Raw genomic sequence first — 16,498 nt, forward strand, 5'->3', positions numbered from 1 at the left:
ACTTCGCCCGAGCACGGTTCACTTCGTGTGCGTCCACACCCCCAACATGCCCCCAAACACGACCAAGAGGAAGACCTAACGGAGTCCTACTAGTCGGCCGCCGTCCCAAGCGCTTCCGGCAGGGACGGGAAAGCCAGCGCCTCGTCGTAGCGCTCGCCGTGCTGCAGGCAGTGATGCATCTGGCCGACGAGGCGGTTGAACAGGTTGCGCAACGCCGACGCATGCCAGTCCCCGTGCTGGTCACGCCGCCGGCGGTAGTGGACCTTGGCCCCGGGCGAGGCGGTGAGGGCGGCGAAGGCCCACAGGTAGCCGGCGTGGTTGAGCCGGTCATTCTTCACTCGCCGTCGGGTGATGCTGGACTTCTTGCCGGAGGCCCGGGTGATCGGCGAGGAACCCGCATAGGCCTTCAGGCCGCGGGCGTCAGTGAAGCGAGTGTGGTCGTCGCCGATCTCGGCCAGCACCCGGGCGCCGAGCTGGACGCCGAGCCCCGGGAAGCCGAGGAGGATGTCAGCGTCCGGGTGCTGAGGGAACGCCTCCTCCACCGCCTTGGCCAGGTCGTCGGCAGCAGTGCAGGCGGCGTCCAGCTGGACCAAGAGCGCCAGCATCTGCGTGCCGAGTGCGTCCTCGACCAGCGGCAACTGCCGGGCCCAGTCACCTCGCAGGGCCTCGCGGAGGTGATGGAGATGGGAGCCGGCCGTTTTGTTGTTTCTGGGGGTCAGTTTGTCACGCGGCCCGGCGTTCCAATGGTTATGTCATAAGACTGCAGAGCCTTCGATGTATTTCCGGCCGTGGCGGCGCGTGTTCAGGGAGTGGGGAATTGTCGTGTTTCGATTGGGGGATGAAACGAGACATCGTGGCCGTGCACGAGGCGCTTGCCGAGCTTCTCACCGACGTGCAGCGGCGGCGGGCCTGGTTGGCGGATCCTCGGTCCTATGCGAAGCGGCGGCTGGAGGGAGGGGCCGAGGCGGCGATCATCGGTGGGCTTGATCCGGAGGGAATGTGCGCGGCGGCTCTTCATCTCGATATGAGGCGAGTGAGTCAGGGGCCTGAGCCTGTCGACGCGGGGCCGGTCACTCAGTCGGTGACGCGGGTTTGGCGGGTAGGGGCCAGGCCGTTGTGCGGGCTGGGGTTCTGGCCGGACCTGTACGCCAGGTTCGAGGGGGAGGCTGAGGTGCAGGTCTGGGAGCACCGGATCGACGATTATCTCCGCGATGGGCGGGCGCGGCGGATGCTCGATGTACTGGCGGACCGTTCCTCGGTGGTGATGCACAGCGTCGGGCTGTCGGTCGGTTCCCCCCAGGCGACCGCGGATCCGGACCGACTGGAGCGGATGAGGCGGCTGCTGGCTGTGGCGGGCGCTCCCGATCTGAGCGACCACCTTGCCTTCAGCCGGACCTCAGGTTGCTCGCTGGGGCACTTCGTTCCGCAGTGGCGGGTGGAGGAGAGCCTGGAGCTGACCGCGGCGAACGTTCGGCGTATCCAGGACGCGCTGGGCGTACAGCTGGCCTTGGAGAACGTCGCGCTGACCTTCGACCCGGGCGGTGAGCTGACGACGGCGGAGTTCCTCAATGAGCTGGTCGCCAGGACCGGGTGCGGCATTCTTCTCGATCTCACCAACCTGACGCTGAACGGCGCCAATGGATTCTGCGACGTCACTGCCGAGCTGGCCAGGCTCCGCCTCGATGCCGTGACCGCGGTACACCTGGCGGGCGGAGACGAGGCCGAGGGTCGGCACTATGACGCGCATGCTTTTCCCGTCGACGAACGGGACCTGAGCCTGCTGTCCACGCTGGTGTCCCGCATGCCCAACTGCCGCGCCGTAGTGATCGAACGCGACGGCAGGCGCGGCGAGATCAGCGAGGTCAGGGACGATCTGCGGCGTACGCAAGCGGTACTGCGGTCCCCAGCCGGTCCCTGACGTGGTCGAACAGTCGGTAGAGGTCGGTGCACCAGGCGCTCGGATTGTCGAATGCACTCTCGCGCGCATAGCGGTGCGGTAGCCAGCCCCCGGCGCAGGTATCAGCCTCCCGGCAATCATGGCAGCCTGTCGGCAGCGGAAAGCCCTCCAGGGAAGCCTTACGGTGCAACTCGGGCAGGGCAATGCCGATCGGCTGTGGCGACCATACTGTGAGCCCCGTGTCGGCCATGTCGGGGCGGATCATCTTCAGTACATCCAGACCCTCGACGGTGCCGTCGGACTCAACAATCAGGTAGCCAAGGGGCGCGTTGCCGAACTGCCCCGTCCAGGCGCTCTGCCGCTTCAGTGCCACGATCATGCTGTCGAGCACTCGTACCCTGATCCGGATGAGATCGCGCTGCCACCACTCATCGAACAGCGGAATCAACCAGTCGGCCACCGGCGTCGGCCCGTAACGTTCGCGGAGGGTACCGACGGTCTCGTGAGTCTCGTCCGGCAAGAGGTAGTCGATGCTGTCCGCGCCGACCTCGTCCACGAGGTGCCTGTGGATACCGACCGGATCGTGGTCAAAGTTGATCACCGAGAGGATGCTCCAGGCCACGCCCTGCGCCGTCATCCTGCGCAGCGCAGCAAGGGTCTTTTCGTAGGAGCCGGCCCCTCGGTGGTCGAAACGCTGGGCGTCGTGGACCTGCGGGGGCCCGTCGAGACTGACGCCCACCGACACTTGGTGGCGGCGCAGGACGTCGATCCAAGCGTCGTCGATCAGCAGGCCGTTGGTCTGGATCGCCAGCGACACACCCTGCGCCGCCAGCACATCGCTGGCTTCGCGGCACCAGCGGTCGAACCGCTCGGCGCCGACGAGCGTGGGTTCGCCGCCGTGGAACAGCAGCGTGACCGGTACGCTCGTCTGACGGCGGATCCAGCGAACCGTCGCGGAGAAAGTCTCGTCGCTCATGATGGGCGGCCGGCGTCTCCACGTCTCGTCGCCCTTGGCGTACACGTAGCAGTAGGAGCAGGCCAGGTTGCATCGCGACGCCACCTTGAGCGTCACCATGCGAAGAGATGTCACGATGCCCCTTCGGTGAGAATTTTCAGATTCGGCTTGGGAAGCTCTAGCCATTCATCCCACAACTTCGGCTTCGGACCCTTCGGGTAGTACTTCACGAAGCAGGGTCCCATCGGGCCGGCCGTGGGACGCATGTCCCGGAACTTGTCGTCGAATAGTCTGAACCCCTCCTCCTCGGTGCGTGTTCCTACCGCGGCCGTCGATGCGTAGAGATCCGCCAGGATGGCGTCACGAACCACCGGATAGTCCTCGCCGCCGTAGATCACCTTCTGCGCGAAGGAGGAGTCCTCGATGCATCGGAGTGCCGCCTCTTTGTTCGACATTCTCGGTGTCATGCAACTCTCCTTGCCCATTAGGGGGTGTGAGGTGACGGAAAAGTATTCCGCCCGCGTACTTTGGGAGTACGCAGACCACTTGTAACTCTCCCGGAAAATGCGCATGCCTGATCTTCTCCGAATTTGCTCTGATGTGTCGCTGAGTGTCAGCCATGTGGACCACACCCCGTTCGGGAGCCCGAGCAGCACGCGCCTCGACGAGACGGCCAGAGCCCTCTTCCGTCCGCTGTGGACCTGGATGGAGGCCGGCGATTTCGAACACGCGCAACTGCCGTCCCTCGCTGAGCGTGTGTGTGCCAGCCCTCTCATGGCCAAGGTCGCGATTCCGGCAGGCGCTGGCTGGCGGCTGCGTGAGGAGTTGCTGCGGCCCCCGGCCGAGCTGTCGCGTCCCTCAGTGCTCGCTGTGGGACAGGAGATCCGTGCCCGGCTCCCGGCTAGCCATTGGGCGGAGACCCACCGTGTGATCGCCGCTCTGTACGGCCCAGGCCTGGGCGACATCAAGTCTCTGCACTCAGACATCCAGGCATTGGTCGATGCACTCCAGCGTTCGGGCATTGCCGTGCCATGGACGGATCTGGAATGTCATGAGGGAAAGAGAGCCCAGGACGAGGGAGCGGTTGCGGCCGGCCGGGCAGAGGTGACCTTCGTGGGACATAACACCGTCGTCGTCCGCGATCAGTCCACTGCCCTCATCATCGACCCCTTTTTGGCGGCGGAATCTCCGGACCATCCCTGCGGATACCAGCCGTTGCAGCTCGATGAGCTGGGGCAGTTGGATGCCGTTTTGATCACGCACAGCCACCCCGATCATTTCGATCTGGCCAGCCTGTTGCGTATTCCGCCGGACACCCTGGTCTACGTGCCGGAGGTGGAGGTGGAGAACACTCTCACCGTGGATATGGCGCGACGGCTGAGTGAGCTGGGGTTCACCAGGGTCCGCACGCTGCGCTGGGGTGACGCGGTGACGATCGGGAGCTTGGGGGTCCGGGCGCTGCCGTTCTTCGGCGAGCAGCCGACGGATGGCGACCGGCTGCATCCGGAGATTCGCAACCACGGCTGTGTCTACCGGGTGCAGGCCCCTGAGTGGTCCGCGGTATTTCTGGCTGACTCAGGCGCCGATCTCGCGGGCGATGTCAAGCAGTTGGCGAGCCAGTCCCATGCCGAGCACGGCGCCGTCGATCTGGTCTTCTGTGGTTACCGGGGCTGGTTGACCTATCCTCCCCAGCTGCTCGGTTCCTCGGTGGCGCGGTATCTGTTGTTCGTACCGCCCGAGCAATGGGGCGTACGGATGCGGCTGATGAATGCGATCGACGACGCGATCGATGTCGCTGAGCGTTGGGGGGCGCGACTTCTCATCCCGTACGGTGACGGCGGTGCGCCGTGGCATTGGGAGATTGGGCTCGGTCCGCGTCTCGACGGCAGAGGTGTCGAGGACTCGTCCTTCGACCCGTTTCCCGAGCGAGTGGCCGAGGCTGCTGCGCGTCGTTCGGGCACGGTGGACGGCAAGCTGATTAGATCGCCTGTGAAGGTACTGATCCTACGGCCGGGCGAGTCACTGCGGTCGGTCGCTGACCGTCCGGAACTGGTGCGACTGCCAGGGCACGTATGGCCCTACCCGGCGGAGGTATCCCGATGACCTGGCTCAATTCAGCGGACGGGCATCTCCAGGAGTCCGCGGACGTATGGACCGAACGGCTGCCGCGAACGCTGCGCGAGCGTGCGCCTCGGTTCGAGTTCACCCGCACCCACCGGGTCTGGATCGTCGACGGCAGGGCGGTGGCCACCGATCCACTGGACGATCAGCGACACTCCGACGGCAGCCTGATCACCGACGATGTAGACCGCAGACTGGCCGAAATGGACGCGGACGGGGTCTGGGCGGAGGCGATCTTCGGCAACCTCGGTCTCTACCTGCTGCGCCTGGCCGATCCGCAGTACGCGATGGCCTGTTGCCGCGCCTATAACGATTATGTTGCCGAGCTGTTCACGGATCACCGCGACCGTGCGATCGCAGTGGCGATGATCTCTGTGGCCGATCCCGAGGCAGCCGTACAGGAGATCGAGCGGGTGGCGGGTCTCGGCCTACGCGGTATCGCGCTGCCGATGCTGCCACCCACGCCGTATTTCGGCCGGGAGTACGACAAGGTGTGGGCGGCGGCACAGGCCAACCGGCTGCCGGTCAACTTCCACTTCGACGACGCGGGTCTCGATCTGAGCACAGCCACGTGGCCCCAGCTGCTCGGAGCACGCTTCGACCGGGCCTCATTGGCCCATCCCCGGGCCGCCAAGGTCGCGACGACCGCTCTGCCGAGCCTACTGACGCTAATTCCCCAGCACTTGGTGGCGACATTGGTCGGAAGCGGGATCCTGGCAGCCCATCCGGAGCTGAGGGTCGTGTGCGTCGAGACGAACGCGGGGTGGCTGGCCTCGTTGATGGAATCGATGGACTTCGCGTGGACGGTGGACGGAAAGATCGATTGGCCGTACCCACTCGAGCCCAGTGACTATGTACGCCGCCAGGTGAAGGTCACATTTCAGGACGAGCCTGCATCGTTGCAGTTTCTGTCCGTCACCGGTCACGAAACGCTCATGTGGGGATCGGATTTCCCGCATCCGGAAGGTACCTGGCCGCACAGCAGGAAGATCACCGACGAACTCTTCCAGGACGTCGAACCGACCGCGCGACGGGCGATCCTCGGCGAGAATCTCCTACAGTTGTACGGGATTCCGGCGCCTGCGAACGAATGCGACGACGACCTTAGAGGGCGTGTGAAGCAGGCAGATTGCCCTTGATGCCCTAGTAAGTTCCTCGGCAGGTTGGGTGGTCTCGTCCGTTATGCGCCTGGCGAGGTTGTCGACCGAGGCGATGCGGATCATGGCTTCGGAGCTTGCGGTGAGGGTCTCGTAGTCGCGGGCGAGGCGGCGATGCATCATGATCCAACCAGTTGGGTCGGCCGCGCGGTGAGGTGCTCGCCGTGGGGCGAGTCCTGTTCCGCGCGGCCTCCCGCCGAACCGGACATGACGGTTTCCCGGTCATCCGGCTCTCCAGTGACTACTGCGTGAGTGATCTGGCTGGCCGTTCTGAATGGATACGGTCGTGGCAAACGTCGCAGGCCACGACCGTTTTGCGTCGTCGGTGAAGCATGACGCGTGCCCAGTCGGAAGGTTGCCATCCAGCATGTGCGAGGTCGGCGAGAGCACGGACGTGGTGCACCTGCACACTTCCCTTGCTTCCACAGATCTCGCAGGTATCCGCCAGGAGTCTCGCGATGAGTTCCTTCTGCGGATAGTCCACCCGCACCGGCTCACGATCGGCGATTTCCGCCACTCGCTGCCGTTGGAGGGGAATTCCGCCGAACCGTACCACCAGTGGTTTCCTGTTCTTCCGTTCAATACGGGCCTCGAAGCACACCCGGGGCCCGTTGGGAGTGTCAATTCTGACCTTGTGCTTGGCGGCCATCTTCGACACTGACGAACGGTGCTTGGCGGCAAGGGTCTTGAGCAGGGACGTTTCCATGACCCATTGCAGCCGGTGCAGCCGGAAGACATCTCCGGCGAGCAGGTAGTACTGGACAACGCCCCGGTAGACGGTCCCGAAGGTCGCCACGATCGCGTGATCGCTGCTGTTGATCAGGGCTGTCTTCTTCGCGGGTTCTCCGCGGGCGAGATAGGGGGCGCACTTGGACTTAATCACGTCCCGTGGGACACGGAGAGCGACCTGGCCGTTGACCCGACGGTAACGGCTGGTCTTCTTCGTGTCGTTGTGCTGGATCGTGATCTCGTAGCCGAGAAACCTCGCTGCCCCGGTGCGGGCATGAGTGATCAGCGTCTTTTCCTGGGACAGCTCCAGCTTGAGTTCGTCGCGCAGGAACTGGGCTAGGTATTGCTTGATCTGCTCGGCCTCGGCTTTCGGTCCGGTGAAACCGAGGAGGTGATCGTCCGCATAGCGTATGTAGCGCAGTCTGCGGTATGCCGGATCGTCGGGATCCGCGCTTGGCAGGCTGACCATCCGCTGACGCAGCGTACGGGCTTGGACCCGGTCGCCGCGCCGGCGGGCTTTCGCCAGCAGATTCTGCAACTCCAGGTAGGCCGGGTTTCGGGCCCGGCGCTTCCCTCGGGTGTACTCCGGAATCAGAGCTGTCTCGACGAACTCATCCAGCTTGTTCAGGTAGATGTTGGACAGGACCGGGGAGGCCACTCCGCCTTGCGGCGCTCCGGAGAGCGTGGCACCCCATCTCCAGTCCTCCAGGTATCCGGCCTTGAGCATGTTGCGCACCAGCCGCAGAAACCGCTGGTCATGGATCTTCTCGCCGAGGATCGACAGCAGCACCTGATGGTCCAGGCTGCCGAAGCAGTCGGCGATGTCCCCTTCGATGAACCAGGACGTCCCGGTCCAAGTGTGGTCGACCTCCCGCAAAGCGGTATGGCAGCCACGGCGGGGACGGAATCCATGCGAGCGGTCGGAGAACGTCGGCTCGTAATACGCCTCCAATAACAGGCGGATCACTTCACCGACGAATTGTCCGACCAGGTCGGCAGCCCCAGCGGACGCGTCTTCCCATTCTTCTTCGGGATATGGACACGCCGGACCGGATGGAAGCGGTAGCGCTCGTGGCGCATCGCCTCGATGATCCGGTCGATCTTCCGCTGCGACATGCCGTCCACGGTTTCCAACGTGACCCCGGGCGTCATCGCGCCATGGTTGGCGTAGATCCGCCCGTAGGCCAGCAGATACAACTGCGGATTGAACAGCTGCCGAAACAGTTCATTGCACGGCAGGCCACGCCTGCCGCGTTCACGCAGGACACCCAGCACCGTTTTGGCGCTCTGCTTACGCATACCTCCCGAGTCTCGGGTGTCCGAATCACCTGGCCCCCTTTGCCCTGTGGACGGCTTTCCCGCCCTCCCTGGCCGGGCGTGACTCCGGCGACTACTACGGGGCCTCCGTCGCCATAGGACTCGCGTCCCGTAGGCGATCCCACGTTCGTCTCTGTTGTACGTCATAGCGCGACGTAGGCGTCCCACTCATCTCCTTGAAATGCCCTCGTTGGGCATCGCTCCGTGCTCCGGAGGTGCACAGGACAACAATCGAATCCAGTGCAGAGCACGGCGCCGGTTTCAGCTGTCTTTCCGACGGATGGGAGCTTGCATCTTCTGGAGATTGGGCTTCAAACAATCCAGTCTTCGCCATATCGCGCGGGCCACCCAGCACACCGTCCCTGACAACTGGGCCCGGTTACTGGTTTTCTGACATGCTGTTGTCCCCTTCACCTTTCGGATCCAGGTAAGTCATCTGGCCCAGGAACCTCCTTCCGAGTTCCTCCCGGCTGAGCCGGGGATACAAACAGAGCGCCTCGTGGCGCACATGCTCCGCTCGACCACCCAGCGCCTCTTCACGACGTGAAACCGGCTCTTCACAATCCTGGCGCAACGGCTGATCGTCGCCCTGGCTGCCGTCCACGCCGCCCGCGCCGCGGCAATCCGGCACCTCACCCTGGACGACCTCGACCTGCCCAACCGCCGGATCACCATCGCCGGACCTGGCTCGACCAACACCGTGCCCGCTGGCCCAAGACCCCCAACCGGCACGTGCTCATCAACGCGAAGACCGCCCTGGGGACCGGGCCCGTGAGCGCCGAATACCTCAAGCGGCACCTGCTCCACCAGGGCGTCTACCTGGAACGCATCCGCGGTGACCGGGTACTGCGCGAGGCACTGACCGTTGGCGCCGACCCGCTGCACCTCGCCCTGGTCTTCAACCTGTCCCATACCACCGCGAGCCGTTACGCGGACATCGCCCAGAAGCTGCTCAACGACCAGATCGAACAAGCCGCCGACAGCGAATGAGTATCCTGCCGACGCTCGCTGTCGTCTGGCCGGGGCGAGATTGCATTCCTGCGCTGGGCGCCGTGCATCTAGGCTGAGTACCCCCGTCTTGGTGGTGCCACCTCCAGGAGTCCAATGGCCGACAAGCAGATCGATCGTCTCTTCAGGCAGCGCACAAGTGCTGCTCAACGCATCATCTACAACCAGCAGTTGGGGAACGGAGAGGTGGTCGCGCGCCTCCGCCAACGGGTGGCTGAACTCGACTGGGAGATAGAGCAGCGACTGTTCGGGACGACGGCTGCGGTACCCAAAGGAACCTCGTCATCCAGCAAGCGCGTGACGCGCCGTGGGAACAACCCGCATACGAGAAAGCCTGTGCTACGGCGTGGGAAGCGGGCCAAGTGGGATGCGTCATCAGAGATCGACTGGCCTATTCCCTTGACTCCTGCAATGCCACGCGGTCCACAACCCACGGTGCTTGCCCAGCAGGAGGCGGTTGCTGACGCCCAGGGTGAGCCTCATGCTGCCCGGCCTGATGTTGTCCTACGGGTGCGGTCACCAGGGCTTGACAGGGAGCGGGCGGAAGCACGCTTGTGCCCCGTGTGTGACCGCCCGGTGTCGGCTGGACGGAGTCGGCATCAGCAGTGCGAGCGTTCCCGCGCCCAGGTCTTCGAAAGTCCCGGAAGCCAAGCAGCTGCGGCCGTGATGCCAGCCCCGGGCACAGCCTCCTCAGTGTCGGAGTACCGCTCCCTTGTACGAAAAGTGGAGCGGCGCGAGGCTGACACCTACGGGCGCCGCAGCGAGCGAGTCAGCCGTGATCCGGTCCGCCTCCGGGATGCTCGGCGGGCCGTGTTGGTGCGCGCACAGAGCCGTTGTGAGAACCCCACGTGCGGCGGTCAACCAGCCGATGTCACCGACGACGGCCAAGCGATCCTGGAAGTTGACCACGTCGAACGGATCGCTGAGGGCGGCCGTGACCACCCCTCTCAGATGGTCGCCCTGTGCCCCAACTGCCACGCGATGAAGGAACGCGGCGCGGCCCGCGCAGCACTGCGCTCCGTCTTGCTGGATGTCGCCAGGCATGGGCACAACCTGTGGCATGTCGGATCCGTCAGCTGACCCTGACGCCCACGACACGTCGCGGCATGGTGGCTGAGGGTGCACCCATGCCCGCCGTCTCCTGACCTTCGGTCACGGCCCCGTGGACGCCAGGGAGATCAACGACTGGTGGCCTTTGGTGCTTGCCTCCGTTACGCCCCACCTCGCTCGCCGCACCAGCAGGAAACGATCACCAGCCTGGCCGGTAGCGGCCTCGCACACGGCCCAGAACCACAGAAGCTGAGCCCACCCGTGAGCGGATCGCCACAGGCGACGGAACCCACGGCACTCTCAAGCACTGCTGCACGGCTGCACGGGGAGCCGCGGGTTCCCGTAAAAGACCCCTCATTCTCGCTGAACCCACGGCGGACGTGCCGGTAAGAACCATGTCACCGATCCTGCTGGCTTATTCCGTGCCCAGCGGGGCTCATCCGCTCGAGCGCATCCGCGTTAGCCAGCTTGCCCGCCTCGGTATCTCCCTCACCGCGTGAGTGGGAAAGCCAGCAGAATCGTCACCAGCCGCAAACGAGCAAGGTGGTGGAGTTCGTCGCCGCGTGGCAGTTGCGGGTGCCGACTAGTAGAAGACGTTGGACAATGAGCATGAGGGTGTTCCCTTCGAGGCGCTGCCTGCGGTCCTTCTCTGCGGCGATACGGATTTAGAGAGGCCACTCGGGTGAGGAGGCCGGAAGATGCTGGAGACCTTGGTAGCGCTGGCTGTGGCTGGCGGCACCGCGGTGGTGCAGGCTGCCGGTACCGATGCGTGGAACGGGTTCCGCGGCGCGGTTGCCCGTTGGTTCGGGCGGGGCGATGCCCAGCGGGAGCAGGCGGAGCTGGAGCGCCTCGACCAGACCGCTACCGCCCTGCAGGCCACCGACCCGGCCGAGGCAGAGCGGGCGCGGATCGGCCAGCAGGCCTCCTGGCAGGCCCGTATCGAGGCCATGCTGGAAAGCCTGGACGAGGCAGACCGCAGCCAAGCCGCTGACCAGCTGCGTGCTCTGCTGAACGAACACGCCCCGCAGGGCGGAGTGACAGGCGGACTGGCGGCAGCCCACAACGTGAGCATCCATGCCGAGGACAGCTCAATCGCGGCCCAGGTCATCGAAGGGGGTGCGCACATTAGCCCCCCTCCGAGGCCGGAGCCGCCCAAAGACTGAGCGGACCGGCCAGCCTCGACCCGACGCCCGGCTTCGCCGGCCTACCGGGAAGTATCACCGCCAAGGATCGCAGCCTCGCCGTCGGCTATGTCGGCCCCGGCGGGCGGGTCGCGTTCCACGCCGCACCTCTTCCCCCGGTGACCTGGCCGCACCAGGTCGGCGTGCTGCCCCGCCAGGCCGACTGCTTCCAGGACCGTGCCACCGCCCAGCAGCTGGAGCACGCAGCGTACGGCGGGGACACCGTCGTACACGCCCAGGTACTGGCCGGCTTCGGCGGAGTAGGCAAGTCCCAGCTTGCAGCCCATCACGCCCGAACGCTGTGGCAGGCCGGGAAGCTGGACCTGCTGGTATGGGTCAGCGCCGCCACCCGCGACGCAGTCGTCACCGGCTACGCCCAGGCCGCAGTCGAGGTCCTCGGCGCCGACCCCACCGACCTGGAGACCGCGGCACACGCGTTCCTGGCCTGGCTGGAGCCCAAGCCCGGCACTACGCGCCGCTGGCTGGTCGTACTCGACGACCTCGCCGACCCAGCCGACCTGCGCAACCTGTGGCCCCCCGACAGCACCCACGGCCGCACTCTGATCACCACCCGCCGCCGCGACGCCGCTCTCACCGGACACGGCCGCCAACTCGTACCGGTGGGCCTGTTCACCGACGGCGAGGCAACCGCCTACTTCACCGCTGCTCTGGCCGCCCACGACCGCCACGAGCCCCCCGACCAGCTCGCCGGCCTCGCCGACGACCTCGGCTACCTTCCGCTGGCACTGTCCCAGGCCGCCGCGTACCTCCTCGACGTCGGCCTGGACTGCGCCACCTACCGGCACCGGTTGACCGACCGAGCAAGCACCCTCACCGACGTACTGCCCGACCCTTCCGGACTCCCCGACGACCAGGCAACCAACGTCGCCGCCACCTGGTCCCTGTCCATTGAATGCGCTGACCAACTTCCCCCAGCGGGTCTGGCCCGCCCCATGCTGCAGCTCGCCGCAATGCTCGACCCCAACGGCATCCCCGCCGCCGTCCTGACCAGCCCGCCAGCTCTCAACCGCCTCGCCCAACACCACACCGCTGCCCCAGGACAGACCCATGCAGAAGAGATCACGGCCTCAGCAGCCACACAGGCGCTGCGTGCGCTAAACCGCCTGAGCCTGATCGACCACAACCCCAGCAGCCCACACCACACTGTCCGCATCCACCAGCTGCTCCAACGCGCCGTCCGCGACCCCCTCCCCGCCGATCAGCACGACCGACTCGCCCGTACGGCCGCCGACGCCCTGATGGCCGCCTGGCCCGAGATCGAACGCGACACTTCCCTCGCCCAGGCCCTGCGCGCCAACACCGAAGCGCTGACCCTCCACGCCGAAGACGCCCTGTACCAACCCGATGCCCACCGCGTCCTCTTCCGCACCGGTCAGAGCCTCGGCGAGGCTGGCCAGACCACAGCTGCCTTCCACTACGTCCAGCAGCTGGCCAACGACACCCAACACCATCTGGGGCCCGACCACCCCAACACCCTCACCGCCCGGCGCAACCTTGCCTACTGGCGGGGGGAGGCGGGGGATGCGGCCGGCGCGGCAGCCGCTCTTGAGCATGTGCTGGCGGACGTGGAGCGGGTACTGGGGCCCGACCACCCCGATACCCTCATCGCCCGGCACGACCTCGCTGGCTTCAGGGGGGACGCGGGGGATGTGGCCGGCGCGGTAGCCGCTCTTGAGCAGCTGGTGGCGGACCAAGAGCGGGTACTGGGGCCCGACGACCCCCCCACGCTCTACGCCCGGCACGACCTCGCTGGCTTCAGGGGGCAGGCGGGGGATGTGGCCGGCGCGGTAGCCGCCTTTGAGCAGCTGGTGGCGGACCAAGAGCGGGTACTGGGGCCCGACGATCCCCACACGCTCTACGCCCGGCACGACCTCGCTGGCTTCAGGGGGGACGCGGGGGATGTGGCTGGCGCGGCAGCCGCTCTTGAGCAGCTGGTGGCGGACCGGGAGCGGGTACTGGGGCCCGACCACCCCGACACGCTCTACGCCCGGCACAGCCTCGCCAACTTCAGGGGGGACGCGGGGGATGTGGCCGGCGCGGCAGCCGCTCTTGAGCAGCTGGTGGCGGACCGGGAGCGGGTACTGGGGCCCGACCACCCCCACACGCTCATCGCCCGGCACAGCCTCGCCAACTTCAGGGGGCAGGCGGGGGATGTGGCTGGCGCGGTAGCCGCCTTTGAGCAGCTGGTGGCGGACCAAAAGCGGGTACTGGGGCCCGACCACCCCGACACCCTCACCACCCGGAACCGCCTCGCCAACTGGCGACGGGCAGCAGGGGATACCTCGGTTCATCAACCACCCGATTGATGAACGGCTACCCGTCGGCTATGCCCGACCTACAAGCGCGTGTCTTAGCCGAAGGCGGTCGCCTTGCGCTTGCCGAGGCGGCTGCCGACTCCGGACTGCCCCTACGCAGTCGACTGAGTGGGCGAGACGCCGCTTGCGGCTGGCGACACGGTTCTTACCAGCACGTCGGCCGTGAGTTCAGCGTGACTGAGGCGCTTTCACCGGGAACCCACGGCGTCTTCGGCAGGCAGGCTCGCGGTCCTGCAACGGGTGCCCGGCGTCGAGCTCGTGGACGAGGTGCTGCTCCACCCCGCCGACCCGCTGAGCGGGAAGCGTGGTGACCCCACGGAGCGGATCGACCTCGCCGCCCCGGCTCTGGTCTTCTCCTTCGACCACCGGGTCCGTGTGATCGGGGACGCGTCATGAGGGGGTCGGTCGACGGTCTGGGCTCCTCGGCCCCGCTCGGCCCCGTGCTGCCCGCCGTGTTCGCCGACGACGAGCTGGCGCAGAAGTTCGTGGCCGGCCTCGACGAGGTGCTGGCCCCGGTCCACAACGTGCTGGACTGCCTGGACGCGTACTTCACACCGTCGCTGGCTCCCGCCGACTTCACCCGCTGGCTCGGTGAGTGGGTCGGCGCGGAGACCGACGGTTCGGGCCGCGTGGATCGAGCGGGCGGAGCGGATCGAGCCGATCGGCCGGGGCGGCTGAACGGATCGGGGTGCTCCGGCCGTTCGGACCTGCCGGATTTGCCGGAAAACACGGCCATGCTCCGCGCGGCGGTCGCCGCCGCGGTACGCCTGCACCGCATCCGCGGCACCCGGCACGGTCTAGCCGAAGCGCTACGGCTCACCTTCGGCGTGGAGCCGGAGATCACCGAGAGCGGCGCCGCCATCTGGGACGCGCGGCCGCTCGGCCCCTTCCCCGGCGAGCGCCGCCCGCGACTGCACGTCACCGTACGGCTGCCCGACCCGAGTCCGGCCGACGAGCATCGGCTGGAGAGCCTCGTCGCCGCCTCTCGCCCCGCTCATATGCCCTACACGGTTCAGGTGACCGCCGCCGAAAGGACACCCGACAGGTGACCAGTCCGACCTCCGCCTCTTCCGCCAGCGCCCAGCCCCCGAATTCCGGCGAGGGCGGGCGCCGGACCCAGACCTGTGCCGAGTGCGGTGCGCGCCCGGCTCCCGGACAGTCCTTCTGCGACGACTGCGGCGCAGTCCTCAGTTGGACGCCCGACCGGACCCCGAACCGGACGCCCGACCGGACCGCGAGCCAGGGGACGGCCCAGGACGACGCAAGTGAGGAAGGCCGCGAACCTGCTCCCGCTCCCGACCCCGCTGCTGCCTCCGCGCCCGACCACCGGTCCGATCCGGAGTCGGCCCGCGTGGACGACAGTGCCCGCACCGATCCGCCCTCGGTCACCCGCCCCGACTCTGCACCGGCCGTCTCGCCCACCGAGGAAACCCTGCCGATCGACCCTGTCCCCGCAGCCGTCGCCCCTGCATCGGCGAGCCCCGACCCCGGCTCCTCCGCCGACGAGCGGGCCAGGGCGCTGCTCGTACCGGTCACCGACCCGAACCAGCCGGTGACGCCGGCCCCGAGTGTGGCCCCGGTCCTGCCCGGCCGCCCCGCCGCGGCCCGCCCCCGGGTCCACGCGCCCACCGTGGAGCCGGACGAAGAGGGTGGCCCCCCTGCACGTGGTGCGCCACCGGCAACCGGCCCGGCCGCCACTTCTGCCGTCGCTGCGCCATGTCCCTCGCCGCCGGCCCGGACGATCCGGCGGCCCGGCGTCTGCCTTGGTGGCGTCGCATGATGAACTTCCGCAACAGACCGGCCCTCTGGGCCGGTGATCGCCCCCGCCTCCGCCGGAGCCTGGACCGGATCGTCACCTTGGCCGTCTGGGGTCTGGTGGTCGCGCTCGTGGTGACTGGGGCCTTCTACATCGACAACGCGTATCAGGCCACGCGCGACCACTTCGCCAAGCGAGCCCCGGTGGCGCCGGATTCGGTGAAGGCGTCCCGCTCCTTCAGCGGCCACGGCCCCGAGCTGGCCTTCGACAAGATCAACAACACCTGGTGGGGGCCCGGCGTCTCCCAGGCCGGCGCCGGCGAGTGGATAGAGGCCCGCTTCCAGCGGCCCACTCGCCTGCTGGACATCCTCGTCACCCCGGGCATCTCCACCCGGGCGGCCGACGTCTCCAAGTCCGCTTTCCCTCACCGCGTGCAAGTCCTCGTCACCGCCGCCGACGGCAAGACCACGACCCGCGAACTCACCCTCGACCAGGGCACGGGCAGCCAACGCCGGGCCTTCAGGACCGGCGAGGTCAGCGCGGTCCGCTTCATCCTGCGCTCCGCACACGGCGCCGCTGCGGACAAGCAGGTCTCCATCGCCGAGATCGAGTTCTTCGGGCGCTCCTCCGCTTCGTAACACGGCGGTGTTCAGCGCCACGAACATCGCCTGGCGCCTCGGCGACCACGACGCCGCGGACAAGGCCCCCGCGTACTCCCGCCTCGAGGCTCACGCAGCGCGTCGTATCGCCATTCCACGGACGGCCAAGTCTGCGGTACTTCTCGGTCTCTGGTGGAGGCAACGGCGGGAGCCCTGCCCCGCAGCCCGGCAAGGCGGGAGTAGTGACGCTCCTCTCCGAGCCGAACGACTTCTCCGAGTCCAACGCTGCACGGAACGGATGCTGTTGGTGATCTCTAGGTCGTCAGCCTTTGGCAGAGCCGCTGGAAGTGGCTGGGTGGTCGTGGCGGAGAAGCCGGTGTAGTGCCCGGTGG

The 16,498-nt window shown here is 67.1% G+C and carries 15 protein-coding genes and 3 pseudogenes; 11 read left to right on the plus strand and 7 right to left on the minus strand.

The annotated features are described in order from the left end of the window. Positions 1-89: 89 nt before the first annotated feature. Positions 90-653 (minus strand): annotated as a pseudogene (locus ACFYWY_RS37195) (transposase); the annotation flags it as partial. A 185-nt stretch (positions 654-838) separates the two neighbouring features. Here ACFYWY_RS37195 and ACFYWY_RS37200 point away from each other — a divergent pair. Then, complete coding sequence (locus ACFYWY_RS37200; protein ID WP_389195621.1) at positions 839-1,918, plus strand: DUF692 family multinuclear iron-containing protein; 1,080 nt, start codon at positions 839-841, stop codon at positions 1,916-1,918. Here the strand turns inward: ACFYWY_RS37200 and ACFYWY_RS37205 are convergent. Together ACFYWY_RS37205 and ACFYWY_RS37210 are read right to left on the minus strand one after the other, a co-directional pair. Continuing rightward, complete coding sequence (locus ACFYWY_RS37205; RefSeq protein WP_389195624.1) at positions 1,863-2,972, minus strand: radical SAM protein; 1,110 nt, start codon at positions 2,970-2,972, stop codon at positions 1,863-1,865. The genes ACFYWY_RS37200 and ACFYWY_RS37205 overlap by 56 nt on opposite strands. An 11-nt stretch (positions 2,973-2,983) precedes the next feature. Beyond that, on the minus strand, positions 2,984-3,319 hold the full coding sequence (locus tag ACFYWY_RS37210) for a hypothetical protein (protein ID WP_389195627.1): 336 nt from the start codon (positions 3,317-3,319) through the stop codon (positions 2,984-2,986). Positions 3,320-3,422: 103 nt separating this feature from the next. On the opposite strand from ACFYWY_RS37210, the gene ACFYWY_RS37215 reads away from it, so the two are divergent. Next, positions 3,423-4,955 (plus strand): MBL fold metallo-hydrolase, encoded by a 1,533-nt coding sequence (locus ACFYWY_RS37215; protein ID WP_389195631.1) that lies wholly within the window; start codon positions 3,423-3,425, stop codon positions 4,953-4,955. A gap of 140 nt (positions 4,956-5,095) precedes the next feature. Next, the gene (locus tag ACFYWY_RS37220; protein ID WP_389195634.1) at positions 5,096-6,112 is read left to right on the plus strand and encodes an amidohydrolase family protein; all 1,017 of its coding nucleotides are present in this window, start codon (positions 5,096-5,098) and stop codon (positions 6,110-6,112) included. Positions 6,113-6,116: 4 nt separating this feature from the next. Here ACFYWY_RS37220 and ACFYWY_RS37225 read toward each other — a convergent pair. The 3 genes and pseudogenes from ACFYWY_RS37225 to ACFYWY_RS37235 all read right to left on the minus strand — a co-directional run. After that, positions 6,117-6,262 (minus strand): annotated as a pseudogene (locus ACFYWY_RS37225) (IS5/IS1182 family transposase); the annotation flags it as partial. A gap of 109 nt (positions 6,263-6,371) precedes the next feature. Beyond that, positions 6,372-8,158 (minus strand): annotated as a pseudogene (locus ACFYWY_RS37230) (reverse transcriptase domain-containing protein). Between the two features lie 397 nt (positions 8,159-8,555). Beyond that, complete coding sequence (locus ACFYWY_RS37235) at positions 8,556-8,780, minus strand: hypothetical protein (RefSeq protein WP_389195637.1); 225 nt, start codon at positions 8,778-8,780, stop codon at positions 8,556-8,558. A gap of 167 nt (positions 8,781-8,947) precedes the next feature. On the opposite strand from ACFYWY_RS37235, the gene ACFYWY_RS37240 reads away from it, so the two are divergent. Further along, positions 8,948-9,166 (plus strand): hypothetical protein, encoded by a 219-nt coding sequence (locus ACFYWY_RS37240; protein WP_389195640.1) that lies wholly within the window; start codon positions 8,948-8,950, stop codon positions 9,164-9,166. 708 nt (positions 9,167-9,874) lie between these two features. Here ACFYWY_RS37240 and ACFYWY_RS37245 read toward each other — a convergent pair. Next, the gene (locus ACFYWY_RS37245; protein ID WP_389195664.1) at positions 9,875-10,162 is read right to left on the minus strand and encodes a hypothetical protein; all 288 of its coding nucleotides are present in this window, start codon (positions 10,160-10,162) and stop codon (positions 9,875-9,877) included. Here ACFYWY_RS37245 and ACFYWY_RS37250 point away from each other — a divergent pair. The 7 genes from ACFYWY_RS37250 (at position 10,103) to ACFYWY_RS37280 (ending at position 16,145) form a co-directional block, all read left to right on the plus strand. Continuing rightward, the gene (locus ACFYWY_RS37250) at positions 10,103-10,264 is read left to right on the plus strand and encodes a hypothetical protein (protein ID WP_389195661.1); all 162 of its coding nucleotides are present in this window, start codon (positions 10,103-10,105) and stop codon (positions 10,262-10,264) included. The genes ACFYWY_RS37245 and ACFYWY_RS37250 overlap by 60 nt on opposite strands. Positions 10,265-10,932: 668 nt before the next feature. Further along, the gene (locus ACFYWY_RS37255; protein ID WP_389195643.1) at positions 10,933-11,397 is read left to right on the plus strand and encodes a hypothetical protein; all 465 of its coding nucleotides are present in this window, start codon (positions 10,933-10,935) and stop codon (positions 11,395-11,397) included. Positions 11,398-11,534: 137 nt separating this feature from the next. Further along, the gene (fxsT, locus tag ACFYWY_RS37260) at positions 11,535-13,742 is read left to right on the plus strand and encodes an FxSxx-COOH system tetratricopeptide repeat protein (RefSeq protein WP_389195646.1); all 2,208 of its coding nucleotides are present in this window, start codon (positions 11,535-11,537) and stop codon (positions 13,740-13,742) included. A gap of 249 nt (positions 13,743-13,991) precedes the next feature. Beyond that, complete coding sequence (locus tag ACFYWY_RS37265) at positions 13,992-14,147, plus strand: hypothetical protein (RefSeq protein ID WP_389195649.1); 156 nt, start codon at positions 13,992-13,994, stop codon at positions 14,145-14,147. Then, on the plus strand, positions 14,144-14,800 hold the full coding sequence (locus tag ACFYWY_RS37270) for a phage tail protein (protein ID WP_389195652.1): 657 nt from the start codon (positions 14,144-14,146) through the stop codon (positions 14,798-14,800). The genes ACFYWY_RS37265 and ACFYWY_RS37270 overlap by 4 nt, the downstream gene beginning before the upstream one ends. Further along, positions 14,797-15,531, plus strand: coding sequence for a hypothetical protein (locus ACFYWY_RS37275; RefSeq protein WP_389195655.1), 735 nt, complete (start codon positions 14,797-14,799; stop codon positions 15,529-15,531). The genes ACFYWY_RS37270 and ACFYWY_RS37275 overlap by 4 nt, the downstream gene beginning before the upstream one ends. Beyond that, positions 15,528-16,145 carry an NADase-type glycan-binding domain-containing protein gene (locus ACFYWY_RS37280; RefSeq protein ID WP_389195658.1) on the plus strand — a complete coding sequence of 206 codons (618 nt, stop codon included), beginning with the start codon at positions 15,528-15,530 and terminating at the stop codon, positions 16,143-16,145. The genes ACFYWY_RS37275 and ACFYWY_RS37280 overlap by 4 nt, the downstream gene beginning before the upstream one ends. Positions 16,146-16,498: the final 353 nt, after the last annotated feature.

Source organism: Streptomyces sp. NPDC002870, from assembly GCF_042888505.1.
Lineage (GTDB): Bacteria > Actinomycetota > Actinomycetes > Streptomycetales > Streptomycetaceae > Streptomyces.